Here is a 19,482-nt window from a genome sequence, read left to right as displayed (position 1 = left end):
ACCGATGGAAAAAAGCCTTCGACCTCTTTTAGGTATCACAGGCGGTATGGGATCCGGCAAATCAATCATTTGTCGGATTTTTGCTTGTCTAGGCATTCCGATTTTTGAAGCCGACAAGGTTGCCCACCAATTGGTAAATAGCGATCCTGCCATTCAACAAAAAATCATAGGCATTTTTGGTCCAGAAAGCTTTGATAATCAAGGTATTTACAACCGTGGCTATATTCGTAGTCGAGTGAAAGACAACCCAGATTTATTGGCGGCTTTAAACCACATCATTCACCCAGCTGTACGTGAAGCATTACAGCAATGGGCTCAAATTCCTAGTCCTGCTCCTTTTAAATTGTATGAAGCTGCTCTCTTGACGAATAAAAACAAACCTGAATACATACGCGAATTAATTGCTATAGAATGCCCCATGAATGAGCGCATGGAACGATTACAAAAACGAAACCATTTAACCTTTGAAGACAACATGAAACTGTTACAAAACCAACCCAGCTCAGAACAATACACCGAAGGTGTCAATTTGATTATACAAAATGGTAAAAATGACCGCGTTTGGCCACAAGTAGAGGCCATTTTCAAGCGCCTTTCCATCATTTTAATTACCCTACTACTTTTCAGTCAAACAAGTATGGGGCAGATCAAAGCCATGACCTTTAATATCCGCATGGATACGAAGTCAGATGGCATTAATCAATGGGCCAATCGCAAGGATCACTGTGCTGAATTAGTCAAATATCACCAAGCTGATATTATTGGCATGCAGGAAGCATTTATTCATCAAATCAAAGATTTTGCAGAAAGATTACCTGGCTTTGCTTGGTTTGGCCGTGGACGTGACGATGGAAAAGAAGAAGGTGAATTTTCTCCCTTGTTTTACAATACGAAGAAATTCAAGGTCTTGGAACAAAAGACATTTTGGTTATCCGATTCATGTGATAAAGTGGGTTTTGGCTGGGATGCGGCCTGCAGACGTGTCGTTACCTGGGGACATTTTCAAGACCTGAAAACAAAAAAGAAGTTCTATGTTTTCAATACACACTTTGATCATTTGGGTAAGGTGGCCCGTCGAGAAAGTGCCAAATTAGTGTTAGCTAAAATTAAAGAAATTGCAAAAAACAGTCCAGTCATTTTATTAGGAGATTTTAATGCCAAGCCAGATGACGAACCGATTCAAATTTTGGTAGACCCTAAGAATTCAGACCGATTAACTAATTCAGAAAGCATTAGTAAGTTAGGCCATTATGGTCCTAAGAATACCTTCAACGCCTTCAAAGAGGAAAGAGAAAATAGTCAAATCGATTATATATTTGTGAAAAATGGCGTAAGTTGTGAGCAACATGCCACCCATTCGGAGACCTGGTCAAACCGTTATCCAACAGACCATTTTCCAGTAAGCGCCACCCTCCAAATCCCTTAAATCGATTTGGGTTTTATGACCTCAAATTGTAACTTGCAGTATGGAAAATTTTATTGTTTCTGCGCGAAAATACCGCCCTACCCAGTTTGATTCTGTGGTAGGTCAAAGCCACATTACGACCACACTAAAGAATGCCATTAAGTCAAATCACCTGGCTCAGGCTTTCTTATTTTGTGGTCCTAGAGGGGTAGGAAAAACCACTTGTGCGCGTATTTTAGCCAAAACAATCAATTGTGAAAATCAAAGTGCTGAGGGTGAGGCCTGTGGTACTTGTTCTTCCTGCCAATCTTTCCAAGAAAACACTTCGCTGACCATTCATGAACTTGATGCTGCATCAAATAACTCAGTAGATGATATCAGAAGCTTAATAGACCAAGTTCGTTATCCTCCACAAAGTGGGCGCTACAAGGTCTACATCATAGATGAGGTTCACATGCTTTCTGCTCAGGCTTTCAATGCCTTTTTGAAAACATTGGAAGAACCTCCCTCCTATGCCATTTTTATCTTGGCTACCACGGAAAAGCATAAAATCTTACCTACCATTTTATCCCGTTGCCAAATCTTTGATTTTAACCGCATCAAATGGCAGGATATGGCCATGCACCTGGCATCTATAGCGGAAAAGGAAAACATAACTGCCGAACCAGCTGCTTTGGAATTGATTTCCATCAAAGCCGATGGAGGTTTACGTGATGCCTTGTCGATGTTTGATTTAAATGTTACCTTCTCAACGGATAACACGCTACGGCATAAAGCAGTTTTAGAAAATTTACATATTCTTGATAGCGACTATTATTTCAGTCTGACAGATCACTTAGTAGAGCAAAACCATACAGCCGTTCTTTTACTCATTGAAGAAATCATGCGTAAAGGTTTTGATGGCATGCAGTTTATTTCAGGTCTTATGGAGCATTTGCGTTTGTTATTGTATGCCAAAGATCCTAAGACCTTAGCTTTAATGGAAATGAGTGAAGAGACCAAAGGCAAGTTTAAGAAACAAGCAGAATTAACCTCGACTTCATTTTTACTCTCAGCCATGAATATTTGTGCGCAATGTGAAGTAAATTACAAAAGCGCCAAAAATCCAAGATTGCATTTGGATTTAAGTTTATTAAAAATCAACTACTTAAATTCAGTATTCAAGCCTAAGCAAACACCTGTGGTGGAGGACAGCGCTGGAAAAAAGCTTGAGGCCTCGGCCAATATACCGGTTGAAAACAGTGCTACACAAGAATTAAATGTACCTGTAGTTCAGGAAGCACCTACCCCATCCTTAGCCATCAGAGAAGAGAAAACAGCTGTTCCTGAAAATACCCAAGCTAGTCCTAGTCCAGTTCCTAGCCGACCAAGCATTCAGTCTTCTGGTTTGCGAAGTGCCAAAAAATTGGTTGAAACCAAACAAGCCGAGCAAAAAGAAGCTACTTTACTGACAGGAAGTGCCACAGGAGCAGAAAATAAAGCCTTTACTTTAGCAGATATAAGCCGAGAATGGGTTCGAATCGCTAAGGCCTATGAAGCCAATCAGGACATCAATAAATTTGTCATGATGAATCGACCCATTGAACTAATAGGTACGGTTTTACATCTAAAAGTAGAAAACGAGTTACAGATTCAGCAGTTTAATGAAGCCATTCGGATGGAGGTATTAAACCAACTGCGCTCTTCGCTGCATAATTTTGATATTGACATTGAGCTAGACATCCTTGTTCAAGAAAAAAGCGACAAAAAAGTGCTTTATACCCAATCTGATAAGTATGAATACCTCTCCGAGAAACATCCCATTCTAGTAGAAATGAAACAAAGGATGGGCTTGGATTATGAATTTTAAAAATCAATGGATATATGAAGTTGACCACCTAGACCTACTTCTACTATTTTCTTCAAGGTAGATAATCGGACTTCTTTCACATCATTTTCAATTTTAGAAATATACGATTTAGTCGTGCCTACTTTCATGGCTAGTTCTCCTTGGCTTAGGCCTTTTTTCTTTCTTGCTTCCTTAAGCAAAATTTCTAATTTGAAATATTGAAAACCAACATCGAAATCATTTCTTAATTTGTCGCCAGTTTTTCCAAAATTCAATTCTACACATTGATTTAAGTTAATAAATTCACTCTTTTTCGTCTTCATATATTCTTCATTTTATTTGATCTCACTTGAAAGTGAACGATTCAACAAAAGAAAGAAAATAGTATGTCAACTCATTGCAAAGATTTAATAAGCACAATAATTACCAATAAACTGATAATTTTAAAACGTAAGAAAAGAAAAGTTTTCTAAGTTAATTAAAGCATATCACGCAAAGTCAACATCGTCTTCCAATTCCGAGTGGTAGCGGAGACCTTAAGTTTATTCTCTAAGAAATTATTGCTCAATTTCGCATTACCATACCCTTTAGGAACATACAAATAAACTGCTCGATCAATGAGTTGATAGGTCTCCTCTTGAAAAGCGAAACTAGCTAGTTTTTCCACGTTTTCGGGCAATGGTAAGGTCGCTAATAAACTCACATACAATTTGGCTTCATCCAGATTGTCATAAGCTATAAAGGGATTATTGGCAATCACTTGATTCCAAATTGGAGCACTAAAGACTTGAACTTGGACGTCAAAACCAAATCTTTCAAGAATGGCTGAGGTAATCTTTTCAACTAGTTCAAGTTCCGTAAAATATTGGTCTTGAAACAAAACATTCCCACTTTGTATATAGGTCTGAACAGCTTCAAATCCTAGCGATTCAAACATGGCTTTTAGCTCCACCATTTTGATCATCTTCTGACCAGACACATTAATTCCACGAAGCAAGGAGATATAAGTAGCCATTAAAATTGAATTAGATATCCACAAAAAAATAAATAATATTGCTAATTTGACTCTCCATTAATTATCCTATAACCAACCACTATATTGAAATGAAAAGCAAATTCAACTGTCCACATTGTCAAAAGCCTCAAAATTTAAAGTATTTATTATTCATTCATAAGGTAATAAAATGGGAATGCCCCAATTGTAACAAGGAAATTACTCCCAAAAAACTATCTGCTGTGGCAAGTATGTTGATAGGAATAAGCTTTTACATAACTTCCTATGTGCCTTTAATAATATTCAAATGGAATATTACCAATTCGATTCTATTAGGAGTAATTAGTGGCCTTTTTACCTATTTCATGACACTCGTATTTTATTACTTTACTAAGGAAATCGAATAAATTAAAAATTATCATAATACGTAAAATCCTGATCAATCTTCCCATTTTCAATGCGGAAAATAACAGCTATAGGTAATTCAAATTTCTTTTGATCGGCTCCTGTACCTGTAGAAACAAACTCCACGGTCACGTGCTTATCCCCTGAGGGGTAGACATTCACCACCTGATCATGGACATTAGGAAACTGCTGTTGTAAGCCCGAATATTCTTCCACAAATTGGGCTTTCGACTTTTTAATCACCTTCATCCCCGATGTTGGATCTTTAAACTCGGCAGAGTCGGCATACATTTCCGATAATGCTTTCCAATCATGCTGATTAAACAAAGTAAAATATTGATTAATCAGCTCCTTATTCTTTTCCTCCATGCTAGGTGAAGCACTTTGGCATGACACAAAAAATAGGAGACAAATAGATACTAAAAGTAAACTTTTCATAGAGGTATTCTAAAATTCTTTTAATGAGAAATTTAAGTATTATATTTTTCAAATATGAAATCAATTGAAGATAAAGGGTTGTCTAATAAAACATTTGAATAGTAATTAAATTGACTGAATTTTCTACTCGACTTAACTACCTTGATTAAATTAAATTCTCCATTAAATCCTTTAAAATCTAAATCTATATAAGTCAACCCATAAATCTCTTCTAAAAAAGAATCCTGAAATACTTCTCCTTCAACTAATCTTTTCAAGTTATCAAATCCTCTGTTATCAAAAAGTCCCTTATGTAGCCAACCCAATACATATAAACATTCATTGATATGGTAATAAATATCACATCCACGAAATCTAAAGATTTCTTCAATTTGACTATTATTTATTATTTCTACATCTCGCCAAATATCTCTTCTTAAATTATGATAATCTTTTCCATCGCACTCAATACCAATAAGTTTTCCTTCTATCTCCAATGCAAAATCTAATCGATAATTAGCTCTAGTTGTAACTATTTCAAATTGAGGTACTACTTCTATAACAGGATTAATATATTTCGTTAAATGCCAAATTAGTTCATCTTCAATTGGACTGTCGTATGGAGGTGAATAAATAGTTTTTTTCTCCTTTTGATTTTGGCTAAAATCCATTATTGCTATTCATTAAATTCAACTAACAATATGTTTAAAGGTAAATTTTTATCTTCTAAAATCTTTACTTCTAATATGTTGATTGGTTGATCAAAACTTTCGTTATATGTGTCTCTATATTCAATAATCAAATTGTCGAAATTTTGATAACTAAGCCTAATAATATGACTTGAAGTTAGATTATTATCCAAAATCAAATTTCGTATTTCCTTGAAGTTTAAAAGTGGAATGTATTTTCGAAGAATTACCATTTATATCTAAATTAAAGTAGTCTAAACTTTATAGAATTAAAAATTAATTAATTGACACTTTCAAGCTTCTACCTCACCTGCCCATTCCCTACCAATACCCACTTTTCGGTCACTAATTTCTCCAAGGCAAAAGGACCTCTTGCATGCAATTTCTGTGTTGAAATACCAATCTCTGCCCCTAATTCAAATACACTCCCATCGGTAAATCGGGTGGATGCATTCCAATAAACAGCTGCCGCATCAATGGCCTGTAAAAAATAATTGGCCTCTGCTGCATCTTCTGAAATAATAGCTTCCGAATGACGAGAAGAATAATTGGATATATGTAAAATAGCCTCTTCGGTGCTATCCACTACTTTAATGGAACAAGCAAAATCTAAAAACTCACGACCGAAATCTTCCTCGCTAGCTTCGAATAAAAAAGGATATGCCTGTGCCTTTAACAAGGCATAAGAACGAGGATCGGCATGAATCTTGACATGGTATTGAATAAAATCATCCTGAATCAAACTCAAAAAACGAGATAATTTACTCGCATGTATGACAATGGTATCCAATGAATTACAAACGGATGGTCGGGTTACCTTGGCATTAACCACTATCGGTACCGCTTTAGCCAAATCTGCTGTCTCGGCCACATAAGTATGGCAAACTCCCGCACCTGTCTCAATCGTTGGAACCAACGATTCTCTACGCACACGCTGAATTAAAGCATCAGAGCCACGTGGTATGATGACATCAATGTACTTAGTTGCGGTCAATAAGGTACTCACATGAGCACGATCCGTAGGCAATAAGCGTACTAAATCCTTCGAAAACCCATTTTTTTCCAAGGCTTGGTGAATCAAGGAAACCAAAAAAGAATTACTATTCCAAGCATCCGTTCCTCCTCGCAATACGGCAGCATTTCCTGAGCGAATACATAAAGCCGCTACATCAATGGTCACATTGGGCCTAGATTCATAAATAACTCCCACCACACCCAAAGGCACGGCCAGCTTCCGTAAATGTAAACCGTTCTTTAACTCTTTTTCCAAAATAACCTGTCCAGAAGGATCAGGCAACAACATGATATCACGTAAACTATCAGCCAAGGACTGGACGCGCTCTTCTGTCAACAACAAACGATCGCGCATGGGATTATTAGCATCATAATGAGCTAAATCTTGGGCATTCGCTTGAATAACTCCCAATTTATTTTCTTCCAACAATAATGCCAAATCAGATAAAATGGCATTTTTCTGTTCACTACTTGCCATGGCCAGCGAGATGGCGGCATGTCGGGTAGCAGCTAAAGAAGCCAAAAGTTCACTAGTATTTTCCATGAATTAATGTAGGCTAAAAATCGTAACCGAATGACAAATAGGTTACTGGTGCTTTAATTTCTTTATTATCCATACCAAAGGCATAATCCAATTTGATGAAATAGCCTAATAAGTATGCTCTAGCTCCCAAACCATATCCAACCAAGAATGGATTCCTGAAATCCGTAACTGTCGCTAAAAATGGGTTGGTATTTCCTCCGTAGGTATTGGTATTGAATCCATTGGTTCTGGCAAATGGATTTGATCCCGTCCAAGCACTTCCTATATCGGTAAAGCCCGCAAATTGAAAAGAGTTCATGAACCTAGATTTGGAAAAATCGGGCCCCATCAAAGATTTCAAAGGAACACGTAATTCTAAATTCAATAAAATATGACTTTGACCCGACAATTTATTGACATTAAAACCACGCAAAGGACTAGCCACATCACTCATGAATACATCCCGCTGTGCTATACCTCCAGTCCCCATTGGATTCTCTTTATTTCTTCCTTCGCGCTGAATAAACAACCAATTGTCCACCCCACCTAACATGGTTTGAGGGGCGGCTGAACCAAGGGCATTGGAAGCTGATAAACGAGCCGCCAATAAGAAACTATTGGAAAGCTTCAAGTAACGACGCATATCCAAACGGATACGACTGAAATTTTGAGCTAAAGCTAAACCTGTTTGGTATTCCGCAGAAAGATTCATCCTGAAACCTGTACGTTGGTTTTCGCCCAGATGCACCGTATTATCAAAAGTATATTCCAATTTGGCACCCGCATAGGTGGCCAAGTTTTCAGGTGTGGCTAGACTGTACTGATCAATGGCTCGATTAGAACTAAAAGATCCGGAAAGACTTAATTTACTTAATAAATTAAATGGATAAACACCTTTTACTTCGATGCGGTTGTATCGAACTTTTTGAGAAAAATTCTCATTTTCTTGATCCAAAACCTTTCTGTCGAAACGGACAAACCAATCTACTTTATTCGCCAAATAGCCGTATTCAGCCCATAAGTCAGCATTTCGTAAATTAGAAGTCACAAATATACCTGTCCGAACTAAATGGTTCTCCAAGAGATCATTCATCTTCACTTCAAAAGAATACCCCAAACCTCGGATAGGATCCACCATGAAATTCCCCTCTGATTTGTTGACCACAAATGAATTTTGATAATCCACTGGACCCATTAATTTACCTGGATCTTTTCGTAATCGTTGACTTTGTTGCCTCAATTCTATCCTAGCTCTGCGTTGATCTGCCCGACGAAGCAATGGTTTCTCAAGACTATCTTTCGTAGCTAAGGTAGCTGGGTCTACCGAAGAAATTTCATTCACTTGGGGATACCACCGGCTTTGTCCCGCACTGGCTAATGAGCTAAGCGGATAGGTACTAATCATTTGAGTTAGCATTTCATTTTGCCGAACTACTAATTGGTCTTTGGTCCATTCAGCCGATCTCCATGGACCTGAACGTGCGCCATTTTGATAAAAAGTAGTATCAGCCCAGCGCAAACTAATCAAATTTGTCCCGGATGTTTCTTCGCTTAAAAAGTTCCAAACAGTATCTGAGACTTGTCTAATATTGTGAATATATCCTCGATGTGCAAAGATGCGGTTCGGATTGGATGGATCATCTGCCTTCCAATGGTACAAAGAATAAATACCATCCTTCGAAATGTTAGCTTTCCAAGTTGAATCCACGTATTTCTCCGTGATATAGGCTACATCATTCCCATTATTCCACCAATGCGCTTCTATTTCATCATGGGCATCCTGTGTCACAGCGGTGTATCGATTTCGTCTCAAATCATAAATCCCCACATCAACTTGTCCATTTTTTAATGCCCTAACCAACATCCGCTGACCATTTGAAGCCATCTCAAAATCTAGGCAATTTAAATCCAATAACTTCTTTTTGCTTTCCACTCGAAGGTTGAACTTATTCGCATTCAAGGCAGAATAGGTTTGTAAATAGGAATTTCCCTCCGCACTATAAAGAATGGATAATACATTTGACTTCCCCCAGGACAGCAGAGGACCACGGTTCGAAGAAATTCGTTCTGAATCTTTTAAACCTGTCTGAAAAATACTTTGTGATTTTTGATTACCTAAATTCATCAAATTCACCTGAAATTTTCCTGATTCACCCATTACATAGGCTAGCCATTTTCCATCCGGACTTACTTTAAAATCACCAAGTAGTTGATCGTTCAGCATATCTACAGAAGTCAAATTTTTCAATCCATTTAAGGCAACGGTATTGACCTCTTCCTGTTTTGATTGATTCATGTAATACTCAAACCATTCGCGTAAAAACTTACTAAAAGGCTTTTTGATGGTACTGGATATACTGGATTGCTCATTCCGAATAATACGAGTCAAATTCAAAATATTGCTAACTGGCTGCTTGCCATAGGTTTTAACCAAGTAGGCCCAAATAGAATGCCCCAACCAAATGGATTCCTTCCCTTGTGCCAAATTAGGTTTCCGCACTCGGTTATTGACCACCACTTGGTACATAAATTGGTTCATTTCTGGAGAATCGCCCTCGGCAACGTAAGCTGCAATTCCTTCAGAGAACCATTCTGGAACGGAAAGTAATAATGAATTTTGAAGTGCATCTTTGATACTCCCGCCAAAAAGCATATCATTCACATACACTTTAGTAACCTCTCTGATCAACTCCTTTTTATATTCTGAGGTATTATTTTGAAAGGCTATTTCAACTTTGAATTTGGCATAATTTTCAGCCTTAGCTTCTTCTGCATTATCTAAACTAATTCCAGTATTGGATTGTATCCAATCTTGATGGGAGGGATAAACAAATAGTTTGATTTTGTTGAATGGACTGTAGCCCAAAATATCCGTGATTCGGGGAAACTCAGATTCTAAAATTTGAATGGTATTACGAGCTAAAGCTTCATTCTTACCGAAATAATACACCTCAAAGTTTTGGCTGGTAAAAAACTTCCAAACAAATTTTTGATACTGTATTCGGGTTTTATCGAATTTCTTTTGACTTGGATAGAAGTCTTGCCCGGATAGCATGAAGGAAAAAAGCAGCAAAAACAAAAGCAAAAATCTTTTCATCCTGTTTTCAGATTTATAGGCAATTTCAATAAAACCAAATTTAATGATTTATGTGGAAAATAAATGGTAAAATCGACGAATTGATGCTTCGGAATTTATCTGCCCCTCACCTTTCCATTCCGCTAGCCATTGCTGGGCAAAATAAGGGCTCAATGAAACTCCTTTGGAACCAAATCCATTAAATATAGCCAAAGGTAATTGGGGATGAAAACCCACCAAAGGCCTACGATCTTGGGTGGCTGGTCTGACACCCGTAGACATTTCTACTTCTTCATAAGAATTTACACCCAATGATGTTAGCTTATTCCTCAAATCCAAGGTAGCTGATAAACTAGGCTGATTTGAAAAATCATCCCAACGGTAAGTAGCACCTACTTTAAATCCGTCATTTCCTAAAGGAAGCAGAAATCCATTTTTATTTAGAATATATTCTTGAGAAGGTTCTACTGATTTAATTTTCATCAACTCTCCCTTGGCAGGCAAAAAATTCAAATGTCCAAAAAATGGATTATGTTTCTGAGCATGAAAACCTTCACAAAAAACGACACAAGCGTAAGCTTGACCCTGAAAATGAACCTCATCTACGGAAATAGTTAAATCGATGCTTGGGTTAATGGCTATTTCCTTGATTAAATTTTTAGACTGAAAATACTGTTTGGAGCACTTCAGCAAGCATTCCACATCTAACCAACCTGCATTTTCTATCCAAACTCCTTCTTCCTCCCAGCGAAGGTATTCATTGTGAATAGCCTCTTTTCTATCTAACAGCCATCCTTTCATCTCTTCATTAGCAAAAGGCCTAAACAAGGGCATGGGATGAAAAAATGAAATGTCTAGAGCTTTTTCTAAAGTCCTGTAAAATGGAAAAAGGTAGCTAAATAGCTCATCCACTAACCAAGATTTCTCTAATTTTCGCCCAGTAACTGGATTGAAAATCCCTCCTGCCGCATAAGAAGAGGTGAAATAGGTTTTGGGGGCATCGACCATATTAAAAGCCATATTAGCTTGGTCCAAGGTATGGGCCAAAATGGTTCCTGCCAAACCTTGTCCTACGATTAATACAGGAAGTGAATGCTTATTTATTGGCATGTTGAACTCGTCGAACTTGTTCTAAAACAAAAGCAACTTGTTCATCCATGGATTTATAAGAAGTATCTAAATCAATGGCATCGTCGGCACGTTTAAGTGGTCCTTCGCTTCGATTGGAATCAATTTCATCCCGAATTTTCAAATTCTCCACAATTTGCTCTATGGGCAAATCCTCTCCTTTCTGCATTAATTCTAATTTTCTTCTTTGCGCCCTAATCTTGGGGTCAGCTGTCATGAAAATTTTCACTTCTGCATCAGGAAATACCACGGTACCTACGTCTCTTCCGTCCATGACTACGCCTTTCTTCTTCCCCATTTTTTGCTGCTGCGCAACCATGGCATGACGCACCGTAGGAATAGCACTTACTTGACTCACAATATCAGAAATGTACATTTTTCGGATTTCATTCTCTACATTTTCACCATTCAAAAAAGTATCCGAAGCTTGTCTTTCTGGATTAAATTCAAAAGTAATATGCACCTCATCCAAGGCGTTTTCAACGGCTTCCAAATTTTCACAATCCACTTGATTGCGATGAAAATAGAGTGCTACTGCGCGATACATTGCACCGGTGTCAACAAAGGCATAATGCAATTGTGCTGCCACACGCTTGGCAGTAGTACTTTTTCCACAAGAAGAAAAGCCATCAAGGGCAATAATGATTTTAGACATGAACAGAGTTTAAAAACGAATTAATAGCCCAATATACTTCATTAGGGGCTTCATATGCGGCTTGGTGTCCAACATAGGGTATGGAATTTACTTGATGAAGAGAAGACATGGACACCGCTTTTTCCACATCTTCCAAAGGGACTATTGTATCCATTTTCCCATGAATAAATAAAAAAGGGATGGTTGTTGATGCCAATAAGTCCAATCCTGCTGCTCGGTCACGCATGGCAAGCGATGCTGCCACCAAACCTGAAGCGGGCAATTCTTGGTATCGAATTACTAAGCTTTTAATAAGTTCAGGATTTTGTTGTGCGTAGTCCTGTGAAAACAAATTGGGAACAAAAGGCCCAATGAAGGCTCTTGTTCCCAATTTTTGCAAAAACTCGATGGTTTTATTACGATTTATTTTTTTCTCTTCTGAGTCAGGCATGGCGGTCGAATTCAACATCACCACGGATTTTACATGTTGCGGAAAATCTTTAGCTAAGGCCAAGGCAACATAACCACCCATCGAGTGCCCAATAAGATGCCAAGCTTGATCCTTGGGTAGGTCTAAGGCAATTTTTTGAGCATATTCCGACATATTTTGACAATCCTTCCAGCCTGCATAATCAGGTGAAATAACAGGAAATGGCCACGTATACGCGGGTATGAAATCATCCCAAACACGGTGATCTTCACCAAATCCGTGTAAACAGACGATGATTTCTTTCATATTAAAACGAATGCAAAAGACCTAAGAGTACAAATATCAAACCGATGAAAGCAGAAACCGCTCCAATGGCTCCCAATCCAAAAATGGAAAGAATGATACCGATAATCAATAAAATAACTCCAATTTTCACTTTGGAATCCCAAGATGAAGGACCGGCAGCTTGTTTTTGTTTCTTAGCTTGTGCTTTATACTCCTTGATTTGAGCTTTCAGCTGAGCTTTGAATGCTTTTTTATGATGAATCAACTCCTTTTTCTCCATGTGTTTCATGGATTTCACTTCCTGATGTAAAGAATTCAATTCCGAAACTAGCTTCGCTTCTTCGGGCGAATTAGGTACTTCAGGAGTAATTTCTTCAACAAGTTGATTGGACTGACTAACCAATAGCTTGGGTTCTTCTTCTTTCACTGGGCTAACAATGGCCTTGGTGACAGGCTGAGCTTGCTTGTAAACAGCAAAATACGCTCCTTGATGTGAACAAGAAGCAATGAATAACGTTAATGCGAGAACGATTAGATTGTTTTTCATAAGTAAATTAGGCTACAACTTTCATTTGATGGAATACTGTTTTTTCGAATTTCAATTTAGCATAAGCTAAGTCCACTTCAAAATTTGAAATGTTTGTTTGAGAAGGAATATCAAACATGGCATCGGTCATGATGGCTTCCATGATGGATCTCAAACCACGCGCACCCAATTTATATTGCATGGCTTGTTCTACCATGTAGGTCAAAGCGTCTTCCGTAAAAGTCAACTGCACCCCTTCCATGTCAAACAATTTTTCATACTGCTTGACAAGCGCATTTTTAGGCTTAGTCAAAATGGCTAACAATGCTACTTGATCCAATGGATTAAGGTAGGTAATCACTGGAAGACGACCTAACAATTCAGGAATTAAGCCAAATGATTTTAAATCTTGAGCTGTCACATATTTCATGATTTGATCCTTTTCAAAGGAATCATGGAAAGTGTCATCTCCAGAAAATCCAATGGGACGCGCATTTAAACGCTTTGAAATATGTCGACCTATTCCATCAAAAGCACCGCCACAAATGAATAGGATATTCTCGGTATTCACGGCAATCATTTTTTGATCGGGATGTTTTCTTCCTCCCTGTGGTGGAACATTCACGATGGAGCCTTCTAATAATTTCAACAATGCTTGCTGAACCCCCTCACCTGATACATCACGTGTGATGGATGGATTATCTGATTTGCGGGCAATCTTGTCGATCTCATCAATGAAAACAATGCCGCATTCTGCTTTAGCCACATCGTAATTAGCCGCTTGCAAAAGGCGAGTCAAAATGGTTTCTACATCTTCCCCTACATATCCTGCTTCCGTAATTACGGTAGCATCTGCTATACAGAAAGGAACTTGAAGTTTTTGTGCCAAGGTACGTGCCAAATAGGTTTTGCCAGTACCCGTTTCTCCGACCATTAGGATGTTTGATTTCTCAATTTTCACATCCTGATCATGGTTAGGCTGCATCAAGCGTTTGTAATGATTATACACCGCTACCGAAAGATGTTTTTTAGCTTCTTCCTGACCGATGACATAAAGGTCTAAATGTTCCTTTAAATCCTTAGGTTTAACTAATTCAAATTGTTGTTTCGAATTCTTTTTATTGACTACAGGAGCCCCTAATTCTTCTTTAATGACCTCGTAGCCTTGTTGCAAACATTGATCACAAATGTGGCCATCGATACCGGACAATAAAATTCCGACTTCCGATTTATTACGGCCACAAAATGAGCAATTAATTTGATTCTTTTTGGGATTTGCCATCCTTACACATTACGGGTTAAAATTTCATCAATCAAACCATACTCCTTCGCCTCTGCTGCTTTCATCCAATAATCACGATCGGAATCACGCTCAATTTCTTCAAAAGACTTACCTGAATGCTTGGCCAAGATATCGTATAATTCTTGACGAATTTTAACGATTTCACGAGCTGTGATTTCGATATCACGGCTTTGACCTTGAGCTCCACCAGAAGGTTGGTGTATCATCACACGTGCATGCTCTAAAGCTGAACGTTTTCCTGCAGCACCTCCGGCTAATAATACAGCACCCATGGAGGCCGCTAATGAAGTACATACAGTCGCTACTTCTGGACGGATGTAATTCATGGTATCATAAATACCCAAACCTGCATACACGGATCCTCCTGGACTATTGATATACATCACGATGTCCTTTTTGGCATCCGTGGATTCCATAAATAATAATTGTGCCACAATGATGTTGGCCATATAATCATCCACAGGCACACCCATGAAAATAATGCGATCCATAATCAATCGTGAAAACACGTCGATCTGAGCAAAACGCATCGGACGCTCCTCTATGATGTATTGGGTCATGTCATCAATACGATGATTCACTTGGCTTCCCATTTGATTCATGTATTGGTCAACCGCTAAACCGTTTAAGCCTTTATGGTGTACCGCATATTTGCGAAACTCGTCTCCTGATAATTCCTTGGGATACATAATTTTTAGTTTAAGATTCAAAATTAAAATAAATGTCGGATTAATTGCGAGCAATTAGCTGGTAAACCAAATTTAGAAATGCTTAGTTCACACAAAACCCCGTAAAAACGGGGTTTTGAAAATTCCAACAAATATCCTGTACTAAATAGCTGCAGCGATTTCTTTGAATTTATCCACATCGATTTTAGAAACCTTATGTGGAATTTTTTCGACAATGACCGAAGATACTTTATCTGCAAAAGCTTGATTGTATAAATTCATGAAATTGTCAGACTTCGATTTATCGCTCAAATAACCCATGGCTATTTTCTCAATCATTTCTTCGATGCCTGGTTGATCAGCCGACAAATAACCGCCAAATTGTTGACGAACCATGTCTTTCGCTTTTTCTACTACCTCAGCATATTCCACTTTTACTTCAAATTTCTCAGCAATTTCATTTTTGATTAAGTTCCAACGGATATCCTTTTTCACATTATCAAAATCTTGATCAATTTGCTCTGGAGTGAATTTTCCTTCGTTGATCCGTACTAACCAATTACGCAAAAATGCTTCTGGTAAGTCAATTTTAACTTGATCTAACAAGGCTTTTTCGGCATCGATACGCAACAAATAATTGGCTTCACGCTTGTAGTTATCTTGCACAATTTCAACCAATTGCTCGCGGAAAGATGCTTCATCTGTTGCTTTATCAGCACCTAATACTTTATCAAAAAACGCTTGATCCAAGCTAGCTGGAACCGAACGAGTGATATCTTCTACGACGTAAGAAACCTCACCTGTCAACTCACTTACTTCCTCTTCCTTCTTGCCTGTGGCTAATGCCAATGATTTAGCATCAATAAATACTTTATCGATAGCAAATTTCAACGTATCTCCTACCTTGGCACCTAAGAAAATCTTTTTCGATTTGTCGTTGATGGAATGCAAAGGAATGGCTGATTTCTCTATCCAGTCACCTTGAGTGAAAGTTCCAAAAACCAAATCACGATCTTCTACTGACTCAGGATGAGTCTGCTCTCCAAATTGCTTCTTCAAGTTCTCGATCGTTTCATCAATTTCTTTTTTATCGGCTTTGATTTCGTAAGAGCTCACCGTTTTGATTTGATCTAAATCTACTGAAAACTCTCCATGAAAACCTAAGTCATAATGGAAGGTAAATTCCGTATCTTTTTCCCAGTCGATCGAGTCTGCTTCTTCAACTGCAGGCATTGGCTCGCCAACTAAGTTTAATTTATTTTCTTTGATATAATCACTAACCGCGTGACCCAATAAATGATTGATTTCTTCCACTAAAATGGATTGACCTGCCAATTTCTTGATTAATGGCATAGGTACCATACCCGGACGAAAACCCTTGATGCTCGCCTTTTTGCGGTAATCTTTTAATTTAGTTTCTACTTTTTCTTGGTAATCAGCAGCTGAAACGACAACAGTCAAACGACCTTCTAAATCATTTGAATGGTTGAGCGAAATATTCATATAGAAGTATTTAAATTTTTTAATTAAAAAAAGCCCCCAATACCTTATGGTCTTGAGGGCTTGCCTATGGTACGGGCGGAGGGACTCGAACCCCCATGCCTCGCGGCGCCAGATCCTAAGTCTGGTATGTCTACCAATTCCACCACGCCCGCTTGCATTTGGAGGTGCAAAGGTAATTAGCAAAATCAAGTATTCCAAAACACTTGGAAAATTTATATTAGGTCCCCATATTTCGTCTCAATAATCAAAAAAGAAATCGCATATTTTAACAGCTTTTAAGATTAAATGCGATTATTGTAAGCTTTTCTAAGCTATTTTTAGCAATTCAATTCAACCATGAAAAAAGAAACTCCGTACCATCACACCAATTGGAAAGTTTGGTATCTATCCATGGGCCTATTCGTGGTATTCATCATTCTATTTTTTGTGATTTTTAGCGCCATATTCCAATAAACATGCATCTATTAGACTGGATAGTTTTACTATTGACCATTGGAGGAATTGTGCTCTATGGAAGTTGGAAAGGAAGAGAAGCTAAACACTCATTGAAAGGCTTTTTATTAGCTGATCGAGAACTTCCTTGGTACCACATTCTTTTGTCGGTCATGGCTACTCAGGCATCTGCCATTACTTTTTTATCGGTACCAGGACAAGCCTATACGGATGGGATGCGTTTTGTTCAATTTTACTTGGGCTTACCTATTGCCATGATAGTACTTTCCGTCACCTTTATTCCTCAATATTATCAACTAAAGATATTTACCGCTTACCAATTTTTGGAAGAACGATTTGATTCCAAAACACGTATTTTAACTAGTTTTCTGTTTCTGATTCCGCGGGCTCTTTCTACTGGGGTCACGATTGCAGCGCCATCCATTATTTTATCTACTTTATTAGGCTGGGATTTAACCTGGACCAACTGTGTCACTGCCGCCGTGGTAACCTTCTATTGTATTTTCGGAGGTTCCAAAACCATTTCCTATACCCAATTATTACAAATGGGCGTAGTATTAGCGGGCATGGTCATTGCTGCCATTTACATCATTCAGGCATTACCTCAAGAAATAGGGATGAAGGAATCCTTGCAACTTGCTGGGAAAATGGGGAAAATCAATTTAATCGATTGGAAATTTGATATCAACAATCGTTATACCATTTGGTCAGGTATCATTGGTGGATTCTTTTTACAGTTATCTTATTTTGGTACTGACCAAAGCCAGGTGGGTCGTTATTTAACAGGACAAACGGCTAATGAGAGTAAAAAGGGCTTATTATTGAATGGTTTTCTTAAAATTCCGATGCAATTTTTCATCTTGTTGGTCGGAATTTTAGTTTTTGTTTTTTACCAATTCAATCAGGCTCCGCTGTTTTTCAACAAAACAACCGAACTGAGCTGGAGTACTGCCAAGGGGCATGAAGCCATAGATCAAGAAAACAAACAAATTTTCAATCAGAAAAAACAGACAGAAACGGCCTTAATTCAAGCAATTTCACAAGAAGAAACAGCTAAAATTCCTTTTTTGAAATCTCAAATCATGGATTTGCATGAGCAGCAAGCTAAGGTCAAAGAAAAAGCAGTAACCTTATTAAAATCTCAAAACCTGAAAGCTGAAAGTCAAGATACCAATTATATCTTCCTCCGTTTCATAGTTGATCATTTGCCCATTGGTTTGGTTGGCTTTTTAATAGCCATGATCTTATTGGCTTCCATGGGTTCTATGGCATCCGCTTTTGGCTCCTTGACTTCCACTGTCATGGTGGATATTTACCAAAGATTCATCAACCAACATGCCAGTAATGAACATTATTGGTGGTCCTCCAAATTAGTTACTTTAGGTTGGGGTATTTTCTGCTTAGTCGTGGCCCAATTTTCAGTCAATATGGGCAGCTTAATCGAAGTAGTAAATATTTTAGGGTCTTGGTTTTATGGCACCATTTTAGGTGTCTTTCTTTGCGCTTTTTATTTACCTAAAACTCAAGGTTCGCATGTATTTTGGGCAGCCATTATTGCCGAGGCATTTGTGATATATGCTTGGAAAATAGACTTAATGGCTTTCTTATGGCTAAACGTGCTGGGTTGTGTCATGGTTGTCTCTTTAGCTTTTATATTCCAAGGGATCGGTCAACTAACTAAGGCAAAACCTTAATATCAAATTTGACAGGAATGACGGGTTTCTCGTCATAGGATTTGGAGTTAAAGATGGAATCAACAACAGCCATTCCTTTGGTGACTTTTCCAAAAACCACGTATTTCTTGTAAAAACGAGCGGCTTGTTCAGTATCTGTAACGATAAAGAATTCGCTAGGGGAAGATGCTTGTTCGGGGTTTCCTTCGTCATATCGTGCCATGGCTAAGCTTCCTCGCACAGGTTTTAATGCATCGATGTATTCCGCTGGAACTAAGTAATTCAATCGATCTCGGTATTCTCCTCCTCCCTGAATTCCTGTAACATAAACGATTCGATAAAAATAGCGGTCTTCAAAATAACCCATTTTAACTAAACGGATAAAATTCAGTCGGTGCAAAGGAGTTCTAGCATCCAATTCCATTTCAAAATCCCCAAGTCGTGTTGTGACAAGTACTTTATTTTCTGTCCATTGATCTGCCCCTTTTTGCAAGGATTCCTTCACGTGAACTGGGTCCATATTCCAAT

17 protein-coding genes and 1 tRNA gene are annotated in these 19,482 nt (G+C 38.1%); 3 read left to right on the top strand and 15 right to left on the bottom strand.

The features are described from left to right. Window positions 1-4: 4 nt before the first annotated feature. Window positions 5-1,426: a dephospho-CoA kinase gene (coaE, locus tag U0R11_RS04135; RefSeq protein WP_406749945.1), complete on the top strand. Its 1,422-nt coding sequence runs from the start codon at window positions 5-7 to the stop codon at window positions 1,424-1,426. A gap of 40 nt (window positions 1,427-1,466) precedes the next feature. Continuing rightward, window positions 1,467-3,254: a DNA polymerase III subunit gamma/tau gene (locus tag U0R11_RS04130; RefSeq protein WP_406749943.1), complete on the top strand. Its 1,788-nt coding sequence runs from the start codon at window positions 1,467-1,469 to the stop codon at window positions 3,252-3,254. Here U0R11_RS04130 and U0R11_RS04125 read toward each other — a convergent pair. From U0R11_RS04125 to U0R11_RS04060, 14 genes are all read right to left on the bottom strand, one after another. Next, window positions 3,251-3,556, bottom strand: a complete 306-nt coding sequence (locus tag U0R11_RS04125; protein ID WP_406749941.1) for a helix-turn-helix domain-containing protein — start codon at window positions 3,554-3,556, stop codon at window positions 3,251-3,253. The two genes, U0R11_RS04130 and U0R11_RS04125, sit on opposite strands and share 4 nt — an antisense overlap. 155 nt (window positions 3,557-3,711) lie before the next feature. Beyond that, complete coding sequence (locus U0R11_RS04120; RefSeq protein ID WP_406749939.1) at window positions 3,712-4,248, bottom strand: DUF1697 domain-containing protein; 537 nt, start codon at window positions 4,246-4,248, stop codon at window positions 3,712-3,714. Window positions 4,249-4,635: 387 nt separating this feature from the next. Next, complete coding sequence (locus tag U0R11_RS04115) at window positions 4,636-5,070, bottom strand: nuclear transport factor 2 family protein (protein WP_406749938.1); 435 nt, start codon at window positions 5,068-5,070, stop codon at window positions 4,636-4,638. Between the two features lie 32 nt (window positions 5,071-5,102). Further along, entirely contained in the window at window positions 5,103-5,720 is a 618-nt protein-coding gene (locus tag U0R11_RS04110; RefSeq protein ID WP_406749936.1) for a hypothetical protein, read from the bottom strand. Between the two features lie 319 nt (window positions 5,721-6,039). After that, complete coding sequence (locus U0R11_RS04105; protein ID WP_406749935.1) at window positions 6,040-7,296, bottom strand: glutamate-5-semialdehyde dehydrogenase; 1,257 nt, start codon at window positions 7,294-7,296, stop codon at window positions 6,040-6,042. A gap of 13 nt (window positions 7,297-7,309) precedes the next feature. Then, window positions 7,310-10,372 carry a BamA/TamA family outer membrane protein gene (locus U0R11_RS04100; RefSeq protein WP_406749933.1) on the bottom strand — a complete coding sequence of 1,021 codons (3,063 nt, stop codon included), beginning with the start codon at window positions 10,370-10,372 and terminating at the stop codon, window positions 7,310-7,312. A 48-nt stretch (window positions 10,373-10,420) separates the two neighbouring features. Further along, a complete protein-coding gene (locus U0R11_RS04095) occupies window positions 10,421-11,461 on the bottom strand; it encodes an NAD(P)/FAD-dependent oxidoreductase (protein WP_406749931.1) in 1,041 nt (346 codons plus the stop codon). Beyond that, window positions 11,448-12,134, bottom strand: coding sequence for a (d)CMP kinase (gene cmk, locus U0R11_RS04090; RefSeq protein WP_406749930.1), 687 nt, complete (start codon window positions 12,132-12,134; stop codon window positions 11,448-11,450). Before cmk ends, U0R11_RS04095 begins: the two co-directional genes overlap by 14 nt. After that, window positions 12,127-12,849, bottom strand: a complete 723-nt coding sequence (locus tag U0R11_RS04085; RefSeq protein ID WP_406749929.1) for an alpha/beta fold hydrolase — start codon at window positions 12,847-12,849, stop codon at window positions 12,127-12,129. The genes cmk and U0R11_RS04085 overlap by 8 nt, the downstream gene beginning before the upstream one ends. Window position 12,850: 1 nt before the next feature. Further along, the gene (locus U0R11_RS04080) at window positions 12,851-13,375 is read right to left on the bottom strand and encodes a hypothetical protein (RefSeq protein WP_406749928.1); all 525 of its coding nucleotides are present in this window, start codon (window positions 13,373-13,375) and stop codon (window positions 12,851-12,853) included. 7 nt (window positions 13,376-13,382) lie between these two features. Further along, complete coding sequence (gene clpX, locus U0R11_RS04075) at window positions 13,383-14,636, bottom strand: ATP-dependent Clp protease ATP-binding subunit ClpX (protein ID WP_406749927.1); 1,254 nt, start codon at window positions 14,634-14,636, stop codon at window positions 13,383-13,385. 2 nt (window positions 14,637-14,638) lie between these two features. Then, window positions 14,639-15,346, bottom strand: a complete 708-nt coding sequence (locus U0R11_RS04070; protein WP_166375272.1) for a ClpP family protease — start codon at window positions 15,344-15,346, stop codon at window positions 14,639-14,641. A gap of 141 nt (window positions 15,347-15,487) precedes the next feature. Next, on the bottom strand, window positions 15,488-16,828 hold the full coding sequence (locus U0R11_RS04065; RefSeq protein ID WP_406749926.1) for a trigger factor: 1,341 nt from the start codon (window positions 16,826-16,828) through the stop codon (window positions 15,488-15,490). Window positions 16,829-16,895: 67 nt separating this feature from the next. Next, window positions 16,896-16,980, bottom strand: a tRNA-Leu gene (locus U0R11_RS04060). A 303-nt stretch (window positions 16,981-17,283) separates the two neighbouring features. Between U0R11_RS04060 and U0R11_RS04055 the strand changes: the two genes are divergently transcribed. Then, window positions 17,284-18,975: a sodium:solute symporter gene (locus U0R11_RS04055; RefSeq protein ID WP_406749925.1), complete on the top strand. Its 1,692-nt coding sequence runs from the start codon at window positions 17,284-17,286 to the stop codon at window positions 18,973-18,975. On the opposite strand, the gene U0R11_RS04050 is transcribed toward U0R11_RS04055, so the two are convergent. Continuing rightward, on the bottom strand, window positions 18,959-19,474 hold the full coding sequence (locus U0R11_RS04050; protein ID WP_406749924.1) for a peptidylprolyl isomerase: 516 nt from the start codon (window positions 19,472-19,474) through the stop codon (window positions 18,959-18,961). The two genes, U0R11_RS04055 and U0R11_RS04050, sit on opposite strands and share 17 nt — an antisense overlap. Window positions 19,475-19,482 lie beyond the last annotated feature (8 nt).

Origin of the sequence: Aquirufa salirivi, from assembly GCF_045310485.1 — a bacterium.
GTDB classification, from domain to species: domain Bacteria; phylum Bacteroidota; class Bacteroidia; order Cytophagales; family Spirosomataceae; genus Aquirufa; species Aquirufa salirivi.
Note: the sequence above shows the minus strand (reverse complement) of the source record. Positions and strands in the feature narration are given on the sequence as shown.